Here is a 19,058-nt window from a genome sequence, read left to right as displayed (position 1 = left end):
GGCACAGGTTGCTCAGATCAGAAAAATCGGGGGGTAATATGGGGGAAATCCCCATATTCAGAAATCACGAAATCGACAAAAGATGGCTTCGCAAGTTCTGGTCACGGCCTTCGAGGCCAAGTTTTCGACGAATATTATTCCGATGAAAATCAATTGTAGAAGTTTCGCGCGACATGGCCCGGGCGATATCTTTCGTGGTTTTGCCCGACATGACCAGCTGAGCAATTTCGATCTCGGTCGGCGTCATGACCGAAAACGCATCCGATAGTTTGTCGGAAATCATTGAAGTAATCTCTTGCAGATTACGCTCGGCCAGTTCCAGATAAACTTGCGAGGCGTCGCCTTCGGTCAATAGCCCGCGCAACTTGTCCAGATAAGGCAACACCATCGTGCGAACCTGATCTACGATATCCTGATCCCGGTCTTTCCGATCGTCGTCCAAACTGGTCAACAGCACCCGTAGCGCCGTGTTTGTTTCCTGCAGCTCCCGCGTCCTCGCCGCGACGCGGTGCTCCAGTTGCGCCAGAGTTTCATTCAACTTCACTTCCAGCGCTCGGCGCAGGTAAACCTCTTGGATCAAAGCCAAATCCGATTCAACCATGCGCGCAAACTGTGCCAAACCTTCACGAAACAACAAGGCCCGGCGATTGCGGTGACGGTCCAAGACGCAGATTGTTCCGAATACCGAACCATCCGGCCACTTCAGCGGAAAACCGATATAGAAGGACATGCCATGCTCCATGTCCTCATTGTCGCTCCAGGCCGGGTCACAGGTTGCGTCCTCGACAACAAATTCGCCGTCGCGTTCCAGAACGCCCTGACAATAGAGCTTCGGGTTCAGTCGAAAATTCATGCCGACCGGGTATGGGTTTTCTGGATGATCCGATGTGATCAGAACCGCATGATCCGGCGCTTCGGTCTTCATGATCAAAGTGGCGGGCACATCGGCCAGCTGCGAAACAAGGTCGACCAAACGCTGCCAGTTCGCCATTGTTTCGGGCGGTATGTTGGGTCGATCTTGGATCATCGCAATTCGCACCAGTCCGAAAAGTTATCCAATCAGACTAGGACAGCGTTTGGCGGTAGATCAAGAAACAGACACGCTGCGGCGCAGCTAGCCCCCCCAGATCACTTTTACGTAGTTCTGGGTTTCCTTGTAGGGTGGAATTCCGCCGTGCTTTTCAACTGCTTTGGGCCCTGCATTGTAAGCTGCCAGTGCAAGGCGCCAGGACTTGAACTTGCGGTATTGCCAGGAAAGATAACGCGCACCACCCTCCAGATTCTGGATCGGATCGTGCGGATTGACGCCAAGCAGCCGCGCGGTCTGGGGCATCAGTTGCGCAAGACCCAAGGCCCCTTTGTGGGATTTGGCATTCGGGTTCCACCCGCTTTCTTGTTGAACAAGTCGCAGGAAAAGTTCTTCCGGCACATTATGTTGCCGCGCTGCTTTTCTGGCATGATCCAGATACTGGCCCCGGTAGTTACCAGTGTAACGCTTGACGAATTTCCCACGCTCGGTCTTGGGTTTAAGCCGTTCAGAGCCGCGATATTGCGTAGCGGCCCGATTATCCAAAACCTTGGATTGCTTGAGGAATATCGCCTTGCGATTCTTGGTGGACAGCGTTTCTGCCTGCGTCGCGAACGACGTCAGACAAAGACCCAATACCGAGATACCACCGACCAGAAAACGCATTAATGCCAATCCTGCACCCTCAACAACCAATCAGATTATAGTTAAATCAGCCGGAAATGAAAGCTTGGTTAAGACAGTCCTAATGTTTTCCTGCTCACCGTTGCACGATCAATCATGTTTCAACCAAGTCGTAGCCCGTATAGGGTCAGCACCAGAATACAGCGCCAGATTCGGGCGCCATCCAGTCAGAGTAAAACGAGGGAATATATGGCGGGTTCAGTCAACAAGGTCATTCTGATCGGCAATCTCGGTGCCGACCCCGAGGTGCGGTCGTTCCAGAACGGTGGTAAGGTGTGCAACCTGCGCATCGCAACGTCAGAGACATGGAAAGACCGCAACACTGGTGAGCGTCGGGATCGAACCCAATGGCACACAGTCGCCATCTTCTCGGAACCTCTGGTTCGCGTTGCCGAGCAGTATTTGCGTAAAGGCAGCAAAGTCTATGTCGAGGGCCAGTTAGAGACCCGCAAGTGGCAGGATCAGTCGGGGCAGGATCGCTATTCGACTGAGGTTGTCCTGCGCCCTTACCGCAGCGAGCTGACTATGCTGGATGCCCGCGGTGAAGGCGGTGGCGGCGGTGGTGGCTATGGCGGTGGTCAGGCCGGGGGAGGCTATGGTGATCCCTATGGCGGTCAGTCCAGCGCCCCTGCCCCTGCATCGGGCGGCATCGATGACGACGAGATTCCGTTCTAAACCAAACGGAGAAACAACATGGCATGGTCCTTCTCACTTGGCCGATTGCTCGGCTCGGAACTGAGGGTCCATGTCACCTTCTTCCTGCTGCTCGCCTGGGTTGGTTTTGCAGCGTATTCCAGCGGCGGTTGGCCCGCTGCGCTCAACAACATCCTGTTCGTTCTGGCTTTGTTTGCCTGTGTCGTCGCGCATGAATTCGGTCACGCGCTCATGGCAAGGCGATACGGCATTCGCACCCCTGATATCACTTTGCTGCCAATCGGTGGACTGGCACGTCTTGAGCGGATGCCAGAAAAACCGATGCAGGAGGTTTGGGTCGCCTTAGCAGGCCCGGCCGTAAACGTCGTCATCTGGGCCATCCTTGTGGTTTTAGGCGCGGGGATACAACTTGGATCGCTGGCCCAGATCGACTCGGCAGGCACGAACCTATTGAGCGGTCTGGCCTATGTGAATCTGCTGCTGGCGGCCTTCAACATGATCCCGGCATTTCCGATGGACGGCGGGCGTGTATTCCGCGCCTTGCTATGTATGAAGATGGAACGTGCCAAGGCCACGCGGATCGCCGCCCTTGGCGGTCAGATCGTAGCGGTCGGGCTTGGTTTTCTGGGGCTGACCTCTGGCAACCCGATCCTGGTTCTGATCGCCGTATTTGTCTTCATTGCCGCGAATTCCGAAAACCAGGACGTTGCACTACGTTCGGTTGCGCGGCGTGTGAAGGCCCGGGATGCGATGATCACCGAGTTCAAGGCGTTGTCGCCCGATGATACGTTGGCGACGGCGGCTCAAGCGGTCATTCATACGACCCAGCACGAGTTTCCCGTCTTGGCCGAGGATGGCAGCCTTTTGGGTTTTGTCACCCGTGACCGACTGTTCGCAGCGTTAGCAAGCGACCATCCCCGATCCGAGCCTGCAGCGTCGATTATGGATAAGAACATACCACAAGTCGCACTCACCAGCGGATTGGACCAAGTTCTGAATGGCCTGCATAAAGGTGCACCCGCAATTGCTGTATGCACCAAATCGGGACACATGGTTGGCTATATCACCCGCGAAAACATCGGCGAGCTGATGGTAATCCAGGGGCGCTGAATCTCAGCAGGCGGCCAGCGCATCATCAAGCACCGAGACCACTGTCTCGCGCGGCACTTCTGAAGTGACGAATGCCTGCCCGATGCCTCGTGCCATAATGAAACGCAACTGGCCATCCACGACCTTTTTGTCCTGCGCCATCAGATCGACCAGTGTTTCTGCATCCGGCAGTTCACCCGGAATATCGGCCAGATCAGTCTTCATGCCCATGGCGCGCAAATGCGCCCTGACACGGCTTGGATCTTCTTGCGGGCAAAGCCCCAGCCGAGAAGAAGTTTCAAACGCCAGCGCACAGCCGATGGCGACACCTTCACCGTGCAGCAATCGATCAGAATAATCGGTTGCAGCCTCAAGCGCGTGGCAGAAAGTATGACCCAGATTGAGCAGCGCCCGGTCGCCCTGCTCGGTCTCGTCGCGTGCCACGATATCGGCCTTCATCTGAACCGAGCGTGTGACGGCCTGCACGCGCGCAGCCATGTCGCCGGATGCTAACAGAGGCCCGTTATCTTCAAGCCACTCAAAGAACTGGGCATCGCCCAACAGTCCATATTTGACGACTTCGCCATATCCGGCGAGAAAGTCCCGCGTCTGTAACGTACCCAGCACGTCCGTGTCGGCCAACACCAGTGACGGCTGGTGAAACGCTCCAATCAGGTTCTTGCCCTGTGGCGCGTTGATCCCGGTCTTGCCGCCAACCGAGCTGTCGACCTGTGCCAGCAGCGAGGTCGGTATCTGAACAAAGCGCACCCCGCGCCGCATCACTGCTGCAGCAAATCCCGCCAGATCACCGATCACACCCCCTCCTAGCGCAACGACGATGTCGTTCCGTTCAACCTTTTCCGCCAGCAACCATTCCACAGCGCGCTCAAAATGCGGCCAGCTTTTGGTCGCCTCACCCGCCGGAAGCGCCAGCGCGGTCATCTCGATCCCGGCTGAGGCCAGACCATCGCGCAGGGCGTCCAGATGCATTCCCGCGACCGTTTCATCGGTCAGAACGGCAACGCGTGGGCGCTTTAGAAGCGGGGCAATCCGTTCCCCTGATTGCGCCAAAAGGCCGGGGCCGATCTCTACATCATAAGAACGCTCGGCCAAATCAACATGTACGGTTTGATGCATTAAATTCGTTCCAATATATCCGGGCGCGTCACCAATGCGGCAATCACCCGATCCACCATATCTTCGATTGCGGTTTCGCCATCTGAGTCAGCCACCAGATCGGCCTGTTCATAGATCGGCACGCGCGCCTCGTACAAACCACGCAACGTTGCATACGGGTCTGCCGTACGCAGCAATGGGCGCGTGTCTTTATGTTTGACGCGATTCCACAACACGTTCAGATCGGCCCGCAACCACACAGATGCACCACGATCTGAGATCATTTTTCGATTGCCTTCTGCCAGAAACGCGCCGCCTCCAGTCGACAGAATGCCTTTTTCCTCGTCCAGAAGCCGCCCGATGATCTGACTTTCCTTGCTGCGAAAGAACGCCTCACCATCGCGGGCAAATATCTCGGGGATGGTCATGTTGGCTGCCGATTCGATCTCGGAATCGCTATCGAGAAAGGGAACGCCGAGCCGAGCCGCCAGAGCCCGGCCCACCGCAGTCTTTCCAGCCCCCATCATTCCGACCAAAACGACGGTTTTGTGCAGTTGAAACTGCGCGGCTGTGTCGGAACGCACCGTGTTATGCTTAATTTCGCTCATTTCGTCGTGAATGACGTGATCTTAAGAAAAATGCTAGTTATAACTTGGGCAAAAGCAAAAATTGAGGCAGCGTTCACCCATGGGCCGTTTAATCAAGTTCCTGATTTACCTCATCTGCCTGTGTTTCATCGGGCTGGTTGGGTATGCCTATGTCGGGCCGTTTTTTGGTGCGGACTTTTCCGCTCCTCAAAGTGAAGTCCGCGAACCGGTCATCTTGAATGCCGACTAGAACCACTCTTCTGGCGCTTTTTCTGGCCGGAACTGCGCAGGCACAATCGACGGAGCCCTTGTCGATCATCGACTGGCTGACCGACCCGCCTGAGAATCTGCCGGGCACAGTGCTATTAGAGCCACCTGTCACCCAGACAGGGTTACAGCCGGACGTGCAGGTCACCCCGCTTGAGGCGCTGTCGCCTCCGTTGGGTTTGGTGGCCTCTTCCGTCACGGGTCTGCCAGTCAACTTGTGGCAGAACAGCGATGCGGATCGTCTGGCGGAACTGATCGCGCAGGTGCGGGTCAAGTCCAACCCCGCTATGCAACGGCTGCTGTTCACCCTGCTCCTTTCCGAGGCACGTCCCCCGAGCGGAGGACAGGCAGAAGACAAATTGCTGATGGCGCGACTGGACCGCCTTATGCAATTGGGCGCATCCGATCCGGTACAATCTCTGGTTCAGCTGGCCGGTCCGACCGATACGCAAGCTCGTTTCAAACGCTGGTTCGATGCAACTTTGCTGACGGGTGACGAAGACCGGAGTTGTACGGCGCTGATCGCGCAGCCGAATTTGTCTCGGGATTACGCAGCGCAAATATTCTGCAAGGCCCGTCGTGGAGATTGGGCCTCAGCCGCGCTGACGCTCGAAGCCGCTCATGCGCTGCAGGTGCTGCCCGAGGACCAGCTTGCGTTGCTCGATCGCTTTCTCAGCCCGGAATTGTTCGAAGGGGCTGAGTATCTTCCTCAGCCCGACGACCCGAATCCGCTTACGTTCCGTCTGTTCGAGGCCATTGGTGAACGTTTGCCCACGGCTTCACTGCCACGGGCGTTCGCCAATGCCGATCTGCGCGATGTGGCGGGCTGGAAAGCCCAGGTCGAAGCTGCTGAACGATTGACGCGGATTGGGGCGCTGACACCCAATCAGTTGCTTGGCCTATATACCGAACGTTCGCCGGCTGCTTCGGGCGCCGTGTGGGATCGCGTGGCTGCCATCCAACGGTTCGAAACCGCATTGGGAACCGGAAATCCCGATGCGGTTTCCAAGACTTTAATTGAGGTTTGGGCCCAGATGAAGTCAGTCGGGCTTGAAGTTCCGTTTGCCGAACTCTTTGCCCCGCGCCTGGCTGCAATCAAACTGTCTGGTCCGGCTGCCGAGAATCTGAGGTGGCGTATTCTGCTGTTGTCCGAGCTTTATGAAGACGCGGCGCAAAACGTGCCTGATAGTTCAGAGACCAACATGTTTCTGGCCGCCCTGGCACAGGGCGATCCGCAACGCGCGCCGTCGCCAACCCCTTTGGCGGATGCCATTTCGCAGGGCTTTGCCTGGTCCGCGCCCATCCCTTCGGATATCGACGGGCTGCTGAGTAACGATCAATTGGGCGAAGCCATTCTGGAAACGATGCAATTGTTCGCCCATGGCGCGCGCGGCAATCTGGTCGACCTGACCGCTGCAATCGCTGCGTTCCGCCGCGTGGGTCTTGAAGACACCGCACGTCGGGCCGCGTTGCAGTTGATGATCTTGAACGGGGCTTGAGCATGACCGCGCCCGCGTCTCAGGAGCTGTGGATTTCCACCTTCCTCGAAGCACAAGCTGCCGAGCTTGGCGCTGCCACCAACACCCTGCTCGCCTATGGCCGGGATCTGAAAGATTTCTCTGATTGGTTGACGCGTCGGAAATCGGGCTTTTCCGAAGCGGATCGCGATCGGATCGAAGGTTACCTGATCGATTGCGATGCGCAGGGCCTGTCGCGCTCGACAAGGGCACGGCGGTTGTCGGCGATCAAACAATTGTATCGATTTGCTTTCGAAGAAGGCTGGCGCGAAAGCAACCCGGCCATCCAGATCAAGGGACCAGGGCGCCCCAAGCGATTGCCTAAGACACTGGACGTGCCCGAAGTTGACCGCCTGCTTGCAGCAGCGCGGCGCACGGGTCGTTCCGACGCAGACAAAATTCGCAACACGTGCCTGATGGAACTGCTCTATGCGACGGGGATGCGGGTGACAGAACTGGTGTCGCTGCCGGTCAGTTCAGCCAGAGGTGATCCCCGCATGCTGCTGGTCCTCGGCAAAGGCGGGAAAGAGCGGATGGTTCCGCTGTCCCCCCCTGCCCGCGAGGCGTTGGCAGACTGGCTGCAAGCCCGCGATGCGGCCGAGGAAAAAGCCGTTTCCAAGGGAGGACAAGCGTCGCGTTTCCTGTTCCCGTCGCGCGGGAAATCCGGTCACCTGACGCGGCATCGCTTCTTTCTGCTGGTCAAGGAACTGGCGATCGAAGGCGGTGTTTCGCCTGAAAAAGTCACACCTCACACGCTGCGCCATGCGTTTGCGACGCACCTGCTGGCCAATGGCGCGGATTTGCGCTCGATCCAGACGCTGTTGGGCCATGCAGATGTGGCGACGACCGAGATCTATACGCATGTTCTGGATGAACGCCTGTCGGAACTGGTGTTGGAACACCACCCGCTGGCCAAAGACGACACCTCAGATCAGGGCTAACCCCTTGATTGGCCGGGCCCGCACCCCCATAACGAATGCAGCAACACGAACAACCTAGGACCAATGGAACCCACTCCTTCTCTGCTTGATGGCGCATTCTGGATCACGACAGGATCCATTCTTCTTCTCCTTGTCCTATCGGGCTTTTTCTCGGGCTCCGAAACTGCGCTGACCGCATCATCGCGTGGCAAGCTGAGAGCGCAGGCTGACAAAGGCTCGCGCGGGGCGAAAAAAGCGCTGGAAATCACCGATGATAACGAACGTCTGATCGGCTCGGTCCTTCTCGGCAACAACCTTGTCAACATCCTTGCCGCTTCGTTGGCGACCGCCCTGTTTACACGCCTGTTCGGCGAAAGCGGTGTGGCGCTGGCGACGCTCGTGATGACCCTTCTGGTGCTGATCTTTGCCGAGGTGCTGCCCAAGACCTACGCGATTACCAACGCCGAAAAAGCCGCCGCCTTGGTGGCACCCGTTATCAGCGTCGTCGTAACGGTGTTCTCTCCGGTGGTGGCTGCCGTCCGACTGCTGGTGCGCGGTGTATTGCGCCTGTTCGGCGTACAGATCGACCCTGATAGCAACATCCTTGCGGTCCGTGAAGAAATCGCTGGCGCATTGCAACTGGGCCATTCCGAAGGTGTGGTCGAAAAAGAAGATCGCGACCGTATTCTGGGCGCGCTCGATCTTGGCGACCGCGCGGTGGAAGAGATCATGCTTCACCGCTCGAATATTGAGATGATCGATGCGGATGACGAACCCGAGGCGATCCTGAAACAGTGTCTGGAAAGCCCACACACCCGCCTGCCTGTGTTCCGTGAAGAACAGGAAAACATCGTGGGTGTCGTGCACGCCAAAGACTTGTTCCGCGCAATGTATGCGCAGGTAGGTGGCGCGGATGGTGACCCTGAACGGCTTAAGAACTTCGACATCGCGAAGGTTGCCAATGATCCTTATTTCGTGCCCGAAACCACCACTCTGGACGACCAAATGCGTGAGTTTCTTCGCATGCACAGCCACTTCGCGCTTGTTGTTGACGAATATGGATCGCTGCGCGGGCTGATCACGCTGGAAGATATTCTGGAAGAGATCGTGGGCGAGATCGCAGACGAGTTCGACATCGACGAAGATGTCCCCGTTACCCGATCTGACGACGGCCAGTATCTGGTCGAAGGCGCGATGACCATCCGCGACGCAAACCGCGCGCTAGACTGGTCGCTGCCGGATGAAGAAGCCAACACGCTGGCCGGTTTGGTGATCCACGAGGCTCAGATGATCCCCATTGTGGGCCAAGTATTCTCGTTCCACGGTTTCCGGTTTGAGGTCACGGCCCGCGAAGGCAACAGGATCACGGCCCTCAAGGTCCGTCCTCTCTAAGCCCTACAGCATGCGTATTCAGCAAACGACGCGCGGTGTCGCGAACGGAACAGTAATACGCCAGAGCCCTCGGCAGGCTCGGCCAAAAGCCGAGGGAGAAACATCGTGAAAACCACCACCCGTGTCGCAGTTATCGGAGGCGGCGTTGTCGGATGCTCGGTCCTATATCACCTGACCAAGCTCGGTTGGTCGGATGTGATGCTGCTGGAACGGTCTGAGCTAACCAGCGGTTCGACCTGGCATGCGGCGGGCGGGTTTCACACCCTGAACGGTGACACAAACATGGCCGCCCTGCAGGGCTATACCATCCGGCTGTACAAAGAGCTGGAAGAGATCACGGGCATGTCGTGTGGACTGCACCACGTCGGCGGCGTCACGCTGGCCGACAATCAAGACCGGTTCGACATGTTGCTCGCCGAACGCGCCAAGCACCGATTCATGGGTCTTGAGACCGAGATCGTCGGGCCTGAGGAGATCAAGAAGATCGCTCCGATCACCAACACCGATGGGATCCTTGGTGCGCTGTATGATCCGCTGGACGGGCATCTTGATCCGTCCGGTACAACACACGCATACGCCAAGGCCGCGCGTATGGGCGGGGCTACGATCGAAACACATTGCATGGTGCGCGAGACGAACCAGCGCCCGGACGGAACTTGGGACGTGGTGACCGACAAGGGTACAATTCACGCCGAACATATCGTCAATGCGGGCGGATTGTGGGCGCGCGAGGTCGGTGCGATGGCCGGGATCTATTTCCCGTTGCATCCGATGGAGCATCAATATCTGGTCACCGACAACATACCCGAGATCGAGGCCATCATCGACGCAGGTGGCGAGCACCCGCATGTGATGGACCCCGCTGGCGAAAGCTATCTGCGGCAGGAAGGGCGTGGACTGTGCATCGGCTTCTACGAACAGCCTTGCAAGCCTTGGGCGGTCGACGGCACCCCGTGGGAGTTTGGCCATGAATTGCTGCCCGATGACTTCGACAAGATCACCGATAGCATCGAATTCGCCTACAAACGCTTCCCTGTTCTCGCTGAGGCGGGTGTCAAATCCGTCATCCATGGGCCGTTTACCTTTGCCCCGGATGGCAACCCTCTGGTCGGTCCGGTGCCTGGCGTGCGGAACTACTGGTCAGCCTGCGGTGTCATGGCCGGTTTCAGCCAAGGCGGTGGTGTTGGCTTGACCCTTGCTCAATGGATGATCGAAGGCGAACCCGAACGCGATGTGTTTGCCATGGATGTGGCGCGGTTTGGCGATTGGATCGGCCCGGGCTATACGCGCCCCAAGGTGATCGAGAACTATCAGAAGCGGTTCAGCGTCGCTTATCCGAACGAGGAACTGCCTGCAGCGCGTCCCAACCGAACCACACCAATGTACGACATCTTCAGCGATCTCGGTGCCGTTTGGGGGCAGCAATACGGGCTGGAAGTACCAAACTACTTTGCCCAAGGCGATGAACCGGATTTCGAGACACCCTCATTCCGCCGTTCCAACGCCTTTGAGGCCACCGGCCGCGAAGTTCGTGCCGTACGTGGAGGTGTTGGGATCAACGAAGTCCACAATTTCGGAAAATACCGTATTACCGGTGCCGGTGCTCGTGCATGGCTGGATCGCATCATGGCGGGCCGCATACCCAAACCAGGCCGCGTTTCACTGACGCCAATGTTGTCGCATAAAGGTAAGCTGATCGGGGATTTCACCGTCTCCTGCTTGGGCGACGACCTTTTTCACCTGACCGCCTCATACGGAAGTCAGGCATTTCATATGCGCTGGTTCCTGCAAAACCAGGACCATGGCGTGGGCATCGAGAACATCAGCGACCGGTTGAATGGGTTTCAGATCGCAGGCCCCAAGGCCACCGAGGTTTTGTCGGCCTGCACCAGAGAAGCAGTCACCTCGCTCAGGTTCCTCGACGTGCGCGAGATGACAATTGGCATGACGGACTGCATCGTTCAGCGTGTCAGCTATACCGGCGATCTGGGTTATGAGATTTATTGCGACCCAATGGCCCAACGGCAACTCTGGTGGAGTTTGTGGCAAGCGGGTCAAGCTCATGACATGACCCCATTTGGCATGCGCGCAATGATGAGTCTGCGTCTGGACAAGTTCTTTGGCTCGTGGATGCGAGAATTTTCACCCGACTATACAGCGGCAGAAACCGGGTTGGATCGGTTTATCTCATTCTCAAAGAACAGTGATTTCATAGGCCGAGCAGCGGCCGAGGCCGAGCGCGCATCTGGCGCTGATCGCCGCTTGGTGGCTTTTGAGGTCGACGCGGCAGATGCAGATGTAAACGCGTACGAACCGATCTGGTCGGACGGCACTGTCGTCGGCTTCTGTACATCTGGTGGGTATTCGCACTTTGCGGACAAGTCGATTGCCATGGGGTTCCTCCCGACTGAACAGGCCACCGAGGGACGTGCAGTTGAAATTGAAATTCTGGGTCAGATGCACAAAGCGCGTGTCATCACGACCCCACTTTTCGATCCCGATGGCGCAAGAATGCGGGGATGACTTATTAATCCACCGACGGCATGCTTGCGAAATGACGCAGATTCCCATCATCCTGCTCGCTGCCGGGCAATCCAGCCGCATGGGTGGTGCTGATAAGTTAATGCAACCGATTGAAGGCGTGCCGCTTCTGCGCCGAGTGGCTCAGCGGGCGCTTGCCGCAGGTCACGTTATCATCGCCCTGCCCCCGGCCCCACATCCCCGATATACGGTGCTACAGGGCCTCGATGTTCAACTGGTCGAAATCCCAAATGCGCAAGAAGGCATGAATGCCAGTTTGAGAGGCGCAATAGCCTCCGTTCCAGCAAATGCACCTGCGGTCATGATCCTGTTATCGGACCTTCCGGACCTCACAACCCAAGACCTGAACAGCGTTCTCCGATCGGTCAAAACCCACCCTGACAATCTGATATGGCGTGGGGCTACTGAGGAAGGTGCTCCCGGCCATCCTGTCGTCTTTGATCGTTCTCTATTTTCAGAGCTTTCGGAACTGAACGGTGACAGCGGCGCGCAGATTGTCGTGCAACGCTACAAGGGCAAGGTTCATCTGCATCGCCTGCCCGCCCAGAATGCGCTGCTTGATTTGGATACACCCGCCGATTGGACCCGTTGGAATGCGGGCCGACCGCAAAAGCAGCCCCTCAAATAAACGCGACCCGGTCAATAATGACCGGGTCGCATGCCCAAAAACAGGACTACCACTTTCACCAATCTCTAAAGCGCGGTCAGATCGCCAATCAGGCTTCCCGACGTTGTGCTGCTGAACCTAAACAAGACCCCCTCGTTAACATGCCGCTCAGCGCTATGGAGACTGAGATGCGCCTTTGACACCCCCTAGTGCCTAAGGCCCCCCTCACTTGGGCAACTCCAATGTCGCTGATCCGATGCGTTCAAACAATGTAAAATTGGATGAAATGGTAAATTTCAGCGCAGGCGCACTGGCTTTTGAGCAACAATGCAACACTCTGGATTCTACCAATGGTTGCATCGACTTATACTTTTTCCAGAAGTTTCCGTCAGTTGCGCACTTAGAATACGGCTAACTTACCTATTTCAAAGGCATCGACGGGCGTGTTCGAAATTTGAACACTCCATCTCACGCAACTTTTAGGAGAAGTATTTTTGAGACCGCAAAAGCGTCGTTTCTTTGTTAACAAAAATGAATCAATTCAATGCTTTTTCGAAATTATTGACTTTATCGGCAACAATCCACCGATTCGCCACATAGCACCCAAGCTGATTCTTGCTACCCGAGCACCTTGAACGGAGTCATTAAAGCGGCGAAACGTGGCGAAATTAAGGTTTCTTAATATTTCTCTCAGGATATCCCAAGGTTGCCAGTGCATCTCCTGTCTCAATGCGCGGGATCAACCGCCGAAATAGACAGGAGTCAAAATGAGCATCCGTAAATCCTCACTGCTTATTCCACGCACATCCAGCTGGATGGGAGCTACCGCACTGGGCGCGGCCATGATGGCCACCACCGCCCTGCCCGCAATGGCAGACGAGGCTCTGGCCGATCTGGTCGAAACCGTCTCGCCTTCGGTGGTCACGATCACCGCCAAGCAAGATGCCAAACCACGCCCCACACAAGGTCAGGAGTTCGACCTCGAAAACCATCCCTTTGGCGAGTTCTTTAAACGGTTCGGCGGTCCTGAAGGATTTGACATGCCGCAGCGAGGCCCCAGCCAGGGTTTGGGATCAGGCTTTGTGCTGGATAAGGCAGGATACATCGTCACCAACCACCACGTTGTCGATAACGCTAGCGAAGTGACCGTACGTCTGAGCGATAACCGCACATTCGAAGCTGAAATCGTTGGTACAGATCCGCTTACGGACATCGCCGTGCTTAAAATCGACGCAGGAGAAGACCTGCAAGCCGTTCAAATGGGTGACAGCGATGTCATTCGCGTGGGCGAAGACGTCGTCGCCATCGGCAACCCGTTTGGCCTGAATGCAACTGTTACGACCGGTATTGTTTCCGCGAAGGGGCGCAATATTTCGGAAGGTCCCTACGCCGAATTCATCCAGACCGACGCTGCTATCAACAAAGGCAACTCGGGTGGTCCGCTATTCAACATGGATGGTGAGGTGATCGGTGTAAACTCGGCGATCTATTCGCCCAGCGGCGGCTCAGTCGGGCTCGGCTTTGCGGTGACTTCGAATATTGTAGATCACATCACGGCTGATCTGCGCGATGACGGCGAGGTCAGCCGCGGTTGGTTGGGAGTGTCGATCCAGAATGTCAGCCCCGAACTGGCTGCTGCGATGGGTATCGATACGGCAACAGGTGCACTGGTATCGGATGTTGTACCTGACAGCCCGGCCGATGGCGTACTGCAGCAAGGTGACGTGATCCTGACCTTCAATGACGAAGCCGTTGATTCCAGTAGCGATCTTCCGATCCTGGTTGGCACGACCAAGGTAGGTACTGATAGCACGCTGACTGTTCTTCGAAATGGCAAAGAAGAACAGATCGAACTGACAATCGGTCAGCATCAGTCAGCCTCGGCGGCGACCGATAGCGTGGTTGAAGACAAGTTCGAAGGTACGTCGCTGGGCGTAACCGTGGCACCGCTGACCGAAACCGCCCGCGCCGAGATTGGCGTGGCCGAGAACATCGATGGTGTTGTTGTCACCGATCTGGAGCCCGAAAGCCCTGCGGCCAAGGCCGGATTGCAGCGTGGTGATGTGATCGTTCGACTGGGCAATCTGGATACCGTTACGCCAGACGCTTTGAAAGAAGCGCTGGAGAACGAAAAGACGGATCCAGCTCTGGTTTTGATCAATCGCGGTGGCAACCAGATCTTCGTCGCGGTCGAAATCGCCTAACCCTACACCTAAGCGCGCCACATGATGGGGAAATCTGGAGCGCTTATTCTGGCAGGCACGGATTGTCCACGTGCCGCCGGAACAGCCGGGTGCACCTTTGCACCCGGCATGTTTTTTTCAAAGAGTATGTGTGTTTAAATCCCATTGGGAAGGAGCCCTGACCATGAGCAGACGCTTGTTGATCGTTGAAGATGACCAAGACACACGGGACTTCATTGCCAAGGGATTTGGTGAAGAAGGCTATGTTGTCGAAGTCGCATCAGATGGCCGCGAAGGCCTGTACCACGCAACTGACGGCGGATTTGATGCGGTCGTACTGGACCGAATGCTTCCCGGGCTGGACGGGTTATCACTGATTAAGTCAATGCGTGCGGCTGGGTTGAAAACACCTGTTCTGATGTTAACCGCCATGAGTGCAGTGGATGAGCGAGTCAAAGGCCTCCGCGCGGGCGCAGACGATTATCTGGTCAAACCATTTTCATTCCAGGAACTTCATGCCCGGATCGAAGCCCTGTTGCGTCGACCGCAAGAAGCCGAAGAAACGCCTACCCTTGCGTGCCGCGATCTCGAAATGGATCTGTTGACCCGCAAGGTCACGCGCAACGGTCGTGAAATCACCCTGACCCCGCGCGAATTTCAAATTCTGGAGTTCTTTCTGCGCCGAAAAAACCGCGTCGTCTCGCGCACGATGTTGCTTGAAGGTGTGTGGGATTACCACTTTGACCCGAACACCAACGTGGTCGACGTCCATATTTCGAAACTGCGCCGCCAGCTTGATGAAGACGGAGCCGACCCGGTGATTGAAACAGTCCGAGGCGCCGGATACATGGTTTCGGATGGATAACCTGCGCCTGTCGCTGAAAAACTCTCGTACTCGGTTGGTTCTGGCCAGCATGGTGCTTAGCACTTTGCTGACGGCGACCGTTCTGACGATGGTGTATTTTACGGCCAATCGCACGATTTCAGGCGAGACGCGTTCGGTCGTTCAGGCCGAGCTTACGGGCCTCGCAGATGAATATGAACGGCGTGGCATGATCGGGTTGATCTCGGCCATCGACCGCCGCTTGCCGACAGCGGCTGAGCGGGATGCCTTGTACCTGCTGACAGGTCGGCAAGGCACGAAACTGGCGGGCAACCTGACGCATTGGCCGGAAGGGATAACTCCGGGCAGCGGCTGGGTCGATCTTCAGCTTCGCAAAGAAGATACGGATCAATATGTCCCGATCTCTGCCGCTTCAGTCCGGCTGCCGGGTGGTGAGAGGCTGCTTGTCGGGCGTGATTCATTGGCCAGACAGCAATTCGACCGGGTTCTGTTCCGGTCAGTCGCGCTGGCACTTGCCACGGCATTGGCGCTGAGTTTATTGACCGGCTGGCTGCTGACCCGGCTGGTGTTTTCACGACTGAAAGACATCGCCAATACAGCCGACAATATCGTTTCCGGAGATTTAGCTCTGCGCATGCCTCTACGAGGCACGGGCGATGAATTCGATCAGGTCGCGGCCACATTGAACAACATGCTGGATCGTATTGAAGAACTGATCAGCAAACTGCGCACAACGTCCAATTCTATTGCTCATGACCTGCGCTCTCCCCTGTCGCGACTGCGGCAACGGGTCGAATCCCTGGCTGAGCCCGGCAAAAGCGATCAAGATCGCGAGATCGACATGGCGCGCGCGACCGGCGAGATTGATCACCTGCTGCGCGTTCTCAGCCAACTGACCGAGATTTCGCGCGCCGAGGCCGGTCTGGGCCGCGAACAATTTGAACCGGTAAAGCTTTTGCAACTGGTCGGTGACGTGGTTGAGTTATACGAACCTGTCGCGTCTGATCAGAACATCCGACTTGAGGTCGTTGGAAACGCGGACCCAATCCAAGGCCATCGCCCTCTGCTGTCTCAAGCACTGTCGAACCTTCTTGAAAACGCCATGCGCTACGCCCCGCCCGGCACAGCGATCACCATCGAAATTCGAGACGACGGCGACTATGCGTTACTCAGCGTTCGCGACCGGGGCCCTGGCGTACCAGAAAGCGATCTGCCCCGATTGCAGATGCCGTTTGTCACGCTTGATCCTGCAAGGACCGGGCGCAATGCCGGTCTTGGACTGGCGCTTGTGGCGGCAATTTCGCATATGCACGGCGGCACATTTCTTGCGCGTAACCGGAAGCCAGGGCTTGAGACAACTCTGAAGTTGTCACGCAATTCGTAATTACATGAAGAGCATCTACTATAGCCTTGATAAAATTACATAACTGCAGGCAAGGAAGCGTATCCGTGAAAGCGAATGCGACCACCCTGCACCCGTTTTCCTTGAATCTGGTAATCGGGAAAACGATTCAACAACCGGCCCAATGCAACACGACCTTCAAGACGCGCCAAAGTCAGGCCAACGCAGACATGCGGCCCGCCTGCGAAAGCTAGGTGCCTGTTCGGCTTGCGTGTGATGTCAAACCGGGTCGGGTCGGTGAACACCTCGGGATCACGGTTCGCTGCCCCGATACATAGATGCAGGTTCGTTCCTTTGGCGATCTGATGTCCTCGGATTTCAACGTCCGCCGTAGTTTCCCGGTTGCCAAATTGGTTGGGCGACCGAAAGCGCAAGACCTCTTCAACCGCCGGAGCAATCAATTCGCCATCTTCCAACAGTCTTTGGCGTTGTTCTGGATAGTCATGAAGCAGCGCCAGCCCATTGCCGATCAGATTGGTGGTCGTTTCGTGGCCCGCGTTCAGTATGAAGATGCAGTTTTGCAGAAGCTCAATCTCGCTCAGCATCTCATCCGCGCCTTCGCCACGGATCAGACGTGTCAGAACATCTGTTTCCGGATCTCCCGGTTTTGCGCGACGACGGGCGACGAGATCCCGAAGGTAAGTTTTGAAGTCGCGAACAGCAGTGTGACCCTTTTCCAGCTGAGCTTCCGTCAAAGCGGGTTCCAAAGCACCAAGGATAGCCAGAGACCAATCGCGCAGAGGCGCGCGTTCATCCATCGGTACATCCAGCAGATTGCCGATGATCTGGATTGGAATGGTCGAGGCAAAATCCGCAATCAGATCAACCCGTCCCCTGCCCGCCATATCATCCAGCAGCGTATCAACGGTTTCGATCAGACCCGGCTCCATCCGCGCGATTGCCCGGGGCGTCAGGGCTGAGGTCATGATCTTGCGCACCCGCGTGTGCAGCGGCGGATCGGAGAACACCAGTGAAGTTGTATGATGTTCGAATAACGGCGAGCCAACACCGAATTTAGGGCCGAACGCAGCCTCTTTATCCGAGGAATAAAGCGTCGTGTTGCGATAAATGGCATCCAGATCCGCATGGCGCGACAACAACATGGAACCGTCCGGCTGCCGCAATATTGGCGCATGCTCAAGCAGAGCATCGTAAAAGGGGAACGGGCCGTCGACAAACCCCTCGGGCGGGTTCATCAGGTCCAGATTTTGCGCGACATTCTCTAGGCTTAGATCGTTCATTCTTGGCCCCTCCAACGCTTGGGTAGCGGAAAGGGAAGCTGCAAACAACCTTGAGCGGGTGACAGGCCGTATCGGGCGGGATAAGACAAGGCATGTCTGATCCGATATCCGCCATCCGCAATCTTGGCCCGGCGTTCGAGCAAGCCTGCGCACGTGCGGGCATTATGACAGCTCAGGAGTTGCGAGCGTTGGGAGCAGACGAGGCTTATACGCGCCTGTTACAGGCCGGAACGCGCCCTCATTTCATCGGCTATTATGTACTGGTCATGGGCTTGCAAGGCCGACCCTGGAATGACTGCAAGGGCGAGGAAAAGAAGGCCTTGCGCGAACGGTTCGATGCGATCAAAGCCGGAGTCAGCATAGCGCCAAAGCATCGGATGATTGCCGATCTTGATGCTTTGGGCGTGCGAATTTCAGCCAAGGATTTGGCGGCAGACTAGGCTTCGAGCACCCCGATCATGTCGACCCGCGTTGCGTGGCGACCACCTTCGAATTCGGATGTCAGGAAAGCAGCCGTGATTTCCAGTGCTTGCTTTTCATCGATAATCCGCGCCCCCAGCGAGAGCATGTTTGCGTCGTTGTGCTGTCGGATCATCTGGGCCGAAAAGACATCACTGCAAACGCCACATCTGACGCCGTTGATTTTGTTCGCCGCCATCATGATACCCTGTCCGGTGCCACACAAGATGATACCAAAGCGACAATCACCCGAAGCCACGAGGCGCGCGGCGGCAGCTCCGTGTTCGGGATAATGAGTGCTTTCCGATGTGGTCGGGCCGATATCTACGACCTCCCAACCTTGGGCTTCAACGTAAGCAGAGATAGCCTGCCTGAGGTCGATTGCAGCGTGATCACTGGAAAGAACAATGCGTTTGTTTGTGCTCATGACGGCATTTCGCTCCTGTCGACTAAAGCAATGCGGACAAACACTCTTGAGCCCTGCCCTCATAAGAAAGGCCGCACCCGATATGGGGTACGGCCTAAAGC

At 56.7% G+C, this 19,058-nt stretch carries 18 protein-coding genes; 12 read left to right on the top strand and 6 right to left on the bottom strand.

The genetic code is table 11. The features are described 5' to 3' along the window. Positions 1–64 precede the first annotated feature (64 nt). Positions 65–1,027, bottom strand: a complete 963-nt coding sequence (locus ACR0I1_RS01240) for a LuxR C-terminal-related transcriptional regulator (RefSeq protein WP_170405297.1) — start codon at positions 1,025–1,027, stop codon at positions 65–67. Between the two features lie 87 nt (positions 1,028–1,114). Beyond that, positions 1,115–1,693 carry a lytic transglycosylase domain-containing protein gene (locus ACR0I1_RS01235; RefSeq protein WP_170405293.1) on the bottom strand — a complete coding sequence of 193 codons (579 nt, stop codon included), beginning with the start codon at positions 1,691–1,693 and terminating at the stop codon, positions 1,115–1,117. 207 nt (positions 1,694–1,900) lie between these two features. On the opposite strand from ACR0I1_RS01235, the gene ssb reads away from it, so the two are divergent. Together ssb and ACR0I1_RS01225 are read left to right on the top strand one after the other, a co-directional pair. Continuing rightward, a complete protein-coding gene (ssb, locus tag ACR0I1_RS01230) occupies positions 1,901–2,386 on the top strand; it encodes a single-stranded DNA-binding protein (RefSeq protein ID WP_170393305.1) in 486 nt (161 codons plus the stop codon). An 18-nt stretch (positions 2,387–2,404) separates the two neighbouring features. Next, entirely contained in the window at positions 2,405–3,475 is a 1,071-nt protein-coding gene (locus ACR0I1_RS01225; RefSeq protein ID WP_480704627.1) for a site-2 protease family protein, read from the top strand. Between the two features lie 3 nt (positions 3,476–3,478). Here the strand turns inward: ACR0I1_RS01225 and aroB are convergent, their stop codons facing one another. Together aroB and ACR0I1_RS01215 are read right to left on the bottom strand one after the other, a co-directional pair. After that, positions 3,479–4,591: a 3-dehydroquinate synthase gene (aroB, locus tag ACR0I1_RS01220; protein WP_480704625.1), complete on the bottom strand. Its 1,113-nt coding sequence runs from the start codon at positions 4,589–4,591 to the stop codon at positions 3,479–3,481. After that, on the bottom strand, positions 4,591–5,178 hold the full coding sequence (locus ACR0I1_RS01215) for a shikimate kinase (protein WP_170393308.1): 588 nt from the start codon (positions 5,176–5,178) through the stop codon (positions 4,591–4,593). The genes aroB and ACR0I1_RS01215 overlap by 1 nt, the downstream gene beginning before the upstream one ends. 79 nt (positions 5,179–5,257) lie before the next feature. On the opposite strand from ACR0I1_RS01215, the gene ACR0I1_RS01210 reads away from it, so the two are divergent. The 9 genes from ACR0I1_RS01210 to ACR0I1_RS01170 all read left to right on the top strand — a co-directional run bounded on the left by ACR0I1_RS01210 (position 5,258) and on the right by ACR0I1_RS01170 (position 16,812). Further along, positions 5,258–5,407 carry a hypothetical protein gene (locus tag ACR0I1_RS01210; RefSeq protein WP_170393309.1) on the top strand — a complete coding sequence of 50 codons (150 nt, stop codon included), beginning with the start codon at positions 5,258–5,260 and terminating at the stop codon, positions 5,405–5,407. Beyond that, a complete protein-coding gene (locus tag ACR0I1_RS01205; protein WP_480704622.1) occupies positions 5,397–6,923 on the top strand; it encodes a hypothetical protein in 1,527 nt (508 codons plus the stop codon). Before ACR0I1_RS01210 ends, ACR0I1_RS01205 begins: the two co-directional genes overlap by 11 nt. 2 nt (positions 6,924–6,925) lie before the next feature. Beyond that, positions 6,926–7,882 carry a site-specific tyrosine recombinase XerD gene (locus tag ACR0I1_RS01200; RefSeq protein ID WP_170563074.1) on the top strand — a complete coding sequence of 319 codons (957 nt, stop codon included), beginning with the start codon at positions 6,926–6,928 and terminating at the stop codon, positions 7,880–7,882. 63 nt (positions 7,883–7,945) lie between these two features. Further along, complete coding sequence (locus ACR0I1_RS01195; RefSeq protein WP_170393312.1) at positions 7,946–9,253, top strand: HlyC/CorC family transporter; 1,308 nt, start codon at positions 7,946–7,948, stop codon at positions 9,251–9,253. Positions 9,254–9,358: 105 nt separating this feature from the next. Continuing rightward, positions 9,359–11,776, top strand: coding sequence for a GcvT family protein (locus tag ACR0I1_RS01190; RefSeq protein ID WP_480704620.1), 2,418 nt, complete (start codon positions 9,359–9,361; stop codon positions 11,774–11,776). A 31-nt stretch (positions 11,777–11,807) separates the two neighbouring features. After that, positions 11,808–12,422 (top strand): nucleotidyltransferase family protein, encoded by a 615-nt coding sequence (locus ACR0I1_RS01185; protein WP_170393314.1) that lies wholly within the window; start codon positions 11,808–11,810, stop codon positions 12,420–12,422. Between the two features lie 746 nt (positions 12,423–13,168). Next, entirely contained in the window at positions 13,169–14,605 is a 1,437-nt protein-coding gene (locus tag ACR0I1_RS01180; protein WP_480704618.1) for a DegQ family serine endoprotease, read from the top strand. A gap of 163 nt (positions 14,606–14,768) precedes the next feature. Continuing rightward, entirely contained in the window at positions 14,769–15,449 is a 681-nt protein-coding gene (locus ACR0I1_RS01175) for a response regulator transcription factor (RefSeq protein WP_170393316.1), read from the top strand. Continuing rightward, complete coding sequence (locus ACR0I1_RS01170; protein ID WP_480704616.1) at positions 15,442–16,812, top strand: sensor histidine kinase; 1,371 nt, start codon at positions 15,442–15,444, stop codon at positions 16,810–16,812. The genes ACR0I1_RS01175 and ACR0I1_RS01170 overlap by 8 nt, the downstream gene beginning before the upstream one ends. 35 nt (positions 16,813–16,847) lie before the next feature. Here ACR0I1_RS01170 and ACR0I1_RS01165 read toward each other — a convergent pair whose 3' ends face one another. Next, positions 16,848–18,071 carry a cytochrome P450 gene (locus ACR0I1_RS01165; RefSeq protein ID WP_170645922.1) on the bottom strand — a complete coding sequence of 408 codons (1,224 nt, stop codon included), beginning with the start codon at positions 18,069–18,071 and terminating at the stop codon, positions 16,848–16,850. Positions 18,072–18,163: 92 nt separating this feature from the next. On the opposite strand from ACR0I1_RS01165, the gene ACR0I1_RS01160 reads away from it, so the two are divergent. After that, the gene (locus tag ACR0I1_RS01160; protein WP_480704614.1) at positions 18,164–18,511 is read left to right on the top strand and encodes a TfoX/Sxy family protein; all 348 of its coding nucleotides are present in this window, start codon (positions 18,164–18,166) and stop codon (positions 18,509–18,511) included. On the opposite strand, the gene rpiB is transcribed toward ACR0I1_RS01160, so the two are convergent. Next, on the bottom strand, positions 18,508–18,957 hold the full coding sequence (rpiB, locus tag ACR0I1_RS01155; protein ID WP_480704612.1) for a ribose 5-phosphate isomerase B: 450 nt from the start codon (positions 18,955–18,957) through the stop codon (positions 18,508–18,510). The two genes, ACR0I1_RS01160 and rpiB, sit on opposite strands and share 4 nt — an antisense overlap. Between the last annotated feature and the right edge of the window lie 101 nt (positions 18,958–19,058).

This window comes from Ruegeria sp. B11 (genome assembly GCF_056539785.1).
Note: the sequence above shows the minus strand (reverse complement) of the source record. Positions and strands in the feature narration are given on the sequence as shown.

Bases quoted from the DNA above. Each gene is read 5' to 3' on its own strand.
- ACR0I1_RS01240 (WP_170405297.1), bottom strand. From the start codon at position 1,027: ATGATCCAAGATCGACCCAACATACCGCCCGAAACAATGGCGAACTGG.
- ACR0I1_RS01235 (WP_170405293.1), bottom strand. From the start codon at position 1,693: ATGCGTTTTCTGGTCGGTGGTATCTCGGTATTGGGTCTTTGTCTGACG.
- ssb (WP_170393305.1), top strand. From the start codon at position 1,901: ATGGCGGGTTCAGTCAACAAGGTCATTCTGATCGGCAATCTCGGTGCC.
- ACR0I1_RS01225 (WP_480704627.1), top strand. From the start codon at position 2,405: ATGGCATGGTCCTTCTCACTTGGCCGATTGCTCGGCTCGGAACTGAGG.
- aroB (WP_480704625.1), bottom strand. From the start codon at position 4,591: ATGCATCAAACCGTACATGTTGATTTGGCCGAGCGTTCTTATGATGTA.
- ACR0I1_RS01215 (WP_170393308.1), bottom strand. From the start codon at position 5,178: ATGAGCGAAATTAAGCATAACACGGTGCGTTCCGACACAGCCGCGCAG.
- ACR0I1_RS01210 (WP_170393309.1), top strand. From the start codon at position 5,258: ATGGGCCGTTTAATCAAGTTCCTGATTTACCTCATCTGCCTGTGTTTC.
- ACR0I1_RS01205 (WP_480704622.1), top strand. From the start codon at position 5,397: ATGCCGACTAGAACCACTCTTCTGGCGCTTTTTCTGGCCGGAACTGCG.
- ACR0I1_RS01200 (WP_170563074.1), top strand. From the start codon at position 6,926: ATGACCGCGCCCGCGTCTCAGGAGCTGTGGATTTCCACCTTCCTCGAA.
- ACR0I1_RS01195 (WP_170393312.1), top strand. From the start codon at position 7,946: ATGGAACCCACTCCTTCTCTGCTTGATGGCGCATTCTGGATCACGACA.
- ACR0I1_RS01185 (WP_170393314.1), top strand. From the start codon at position 11,808: ATGACGCAGATTCCCATCATCCTGCTCGCTGCCGGGCAATCCAGCCGC.
- ACR0I1_RS01180 (WP_480704618.1), top strand. From the start codon at position 13,169: ATGAGCATCCGTAAATCCTCACTGCTTATTCCACGCACATCCAGCTGG.
- ACR0I1_RS01175 (WP_170393316.1), top strand. From the start codon at position 14,769: ATGAGCAGACGCTTGTTGATCGTTGAAGATGACCAAGACACACGGGAC.
- ACR0I1_RS01170 (WP_480704616.1), top strand. From the start codon at position 15,442: ATGGATAACCTGCGCCTGTCGCTGAAAAACTCTCGTACTCGGTTGGTT.
- ACR0I1_RS01165 (WP_170645922.1), bottom strand. From the start codon at position 18,071: ATGAACGATCTAAGCCTAGAGAATGTCGCGCAAAATCTGGACCTGATG.
- ACR0I1_RS01160 (WP_480704614.1), top strand. From the start codon at position 18,164: ATGTCTGATCCGATATCCGCCATCCGCAATCTTGGCCCGGCGTTCGAG.
- rpiB (WP_480704612.1), bottom strand. From the start codon at position 18,957: ATGAGCACAAACAAACGCATTGTTCTTTCCAGTGATCACGCTGCAATC.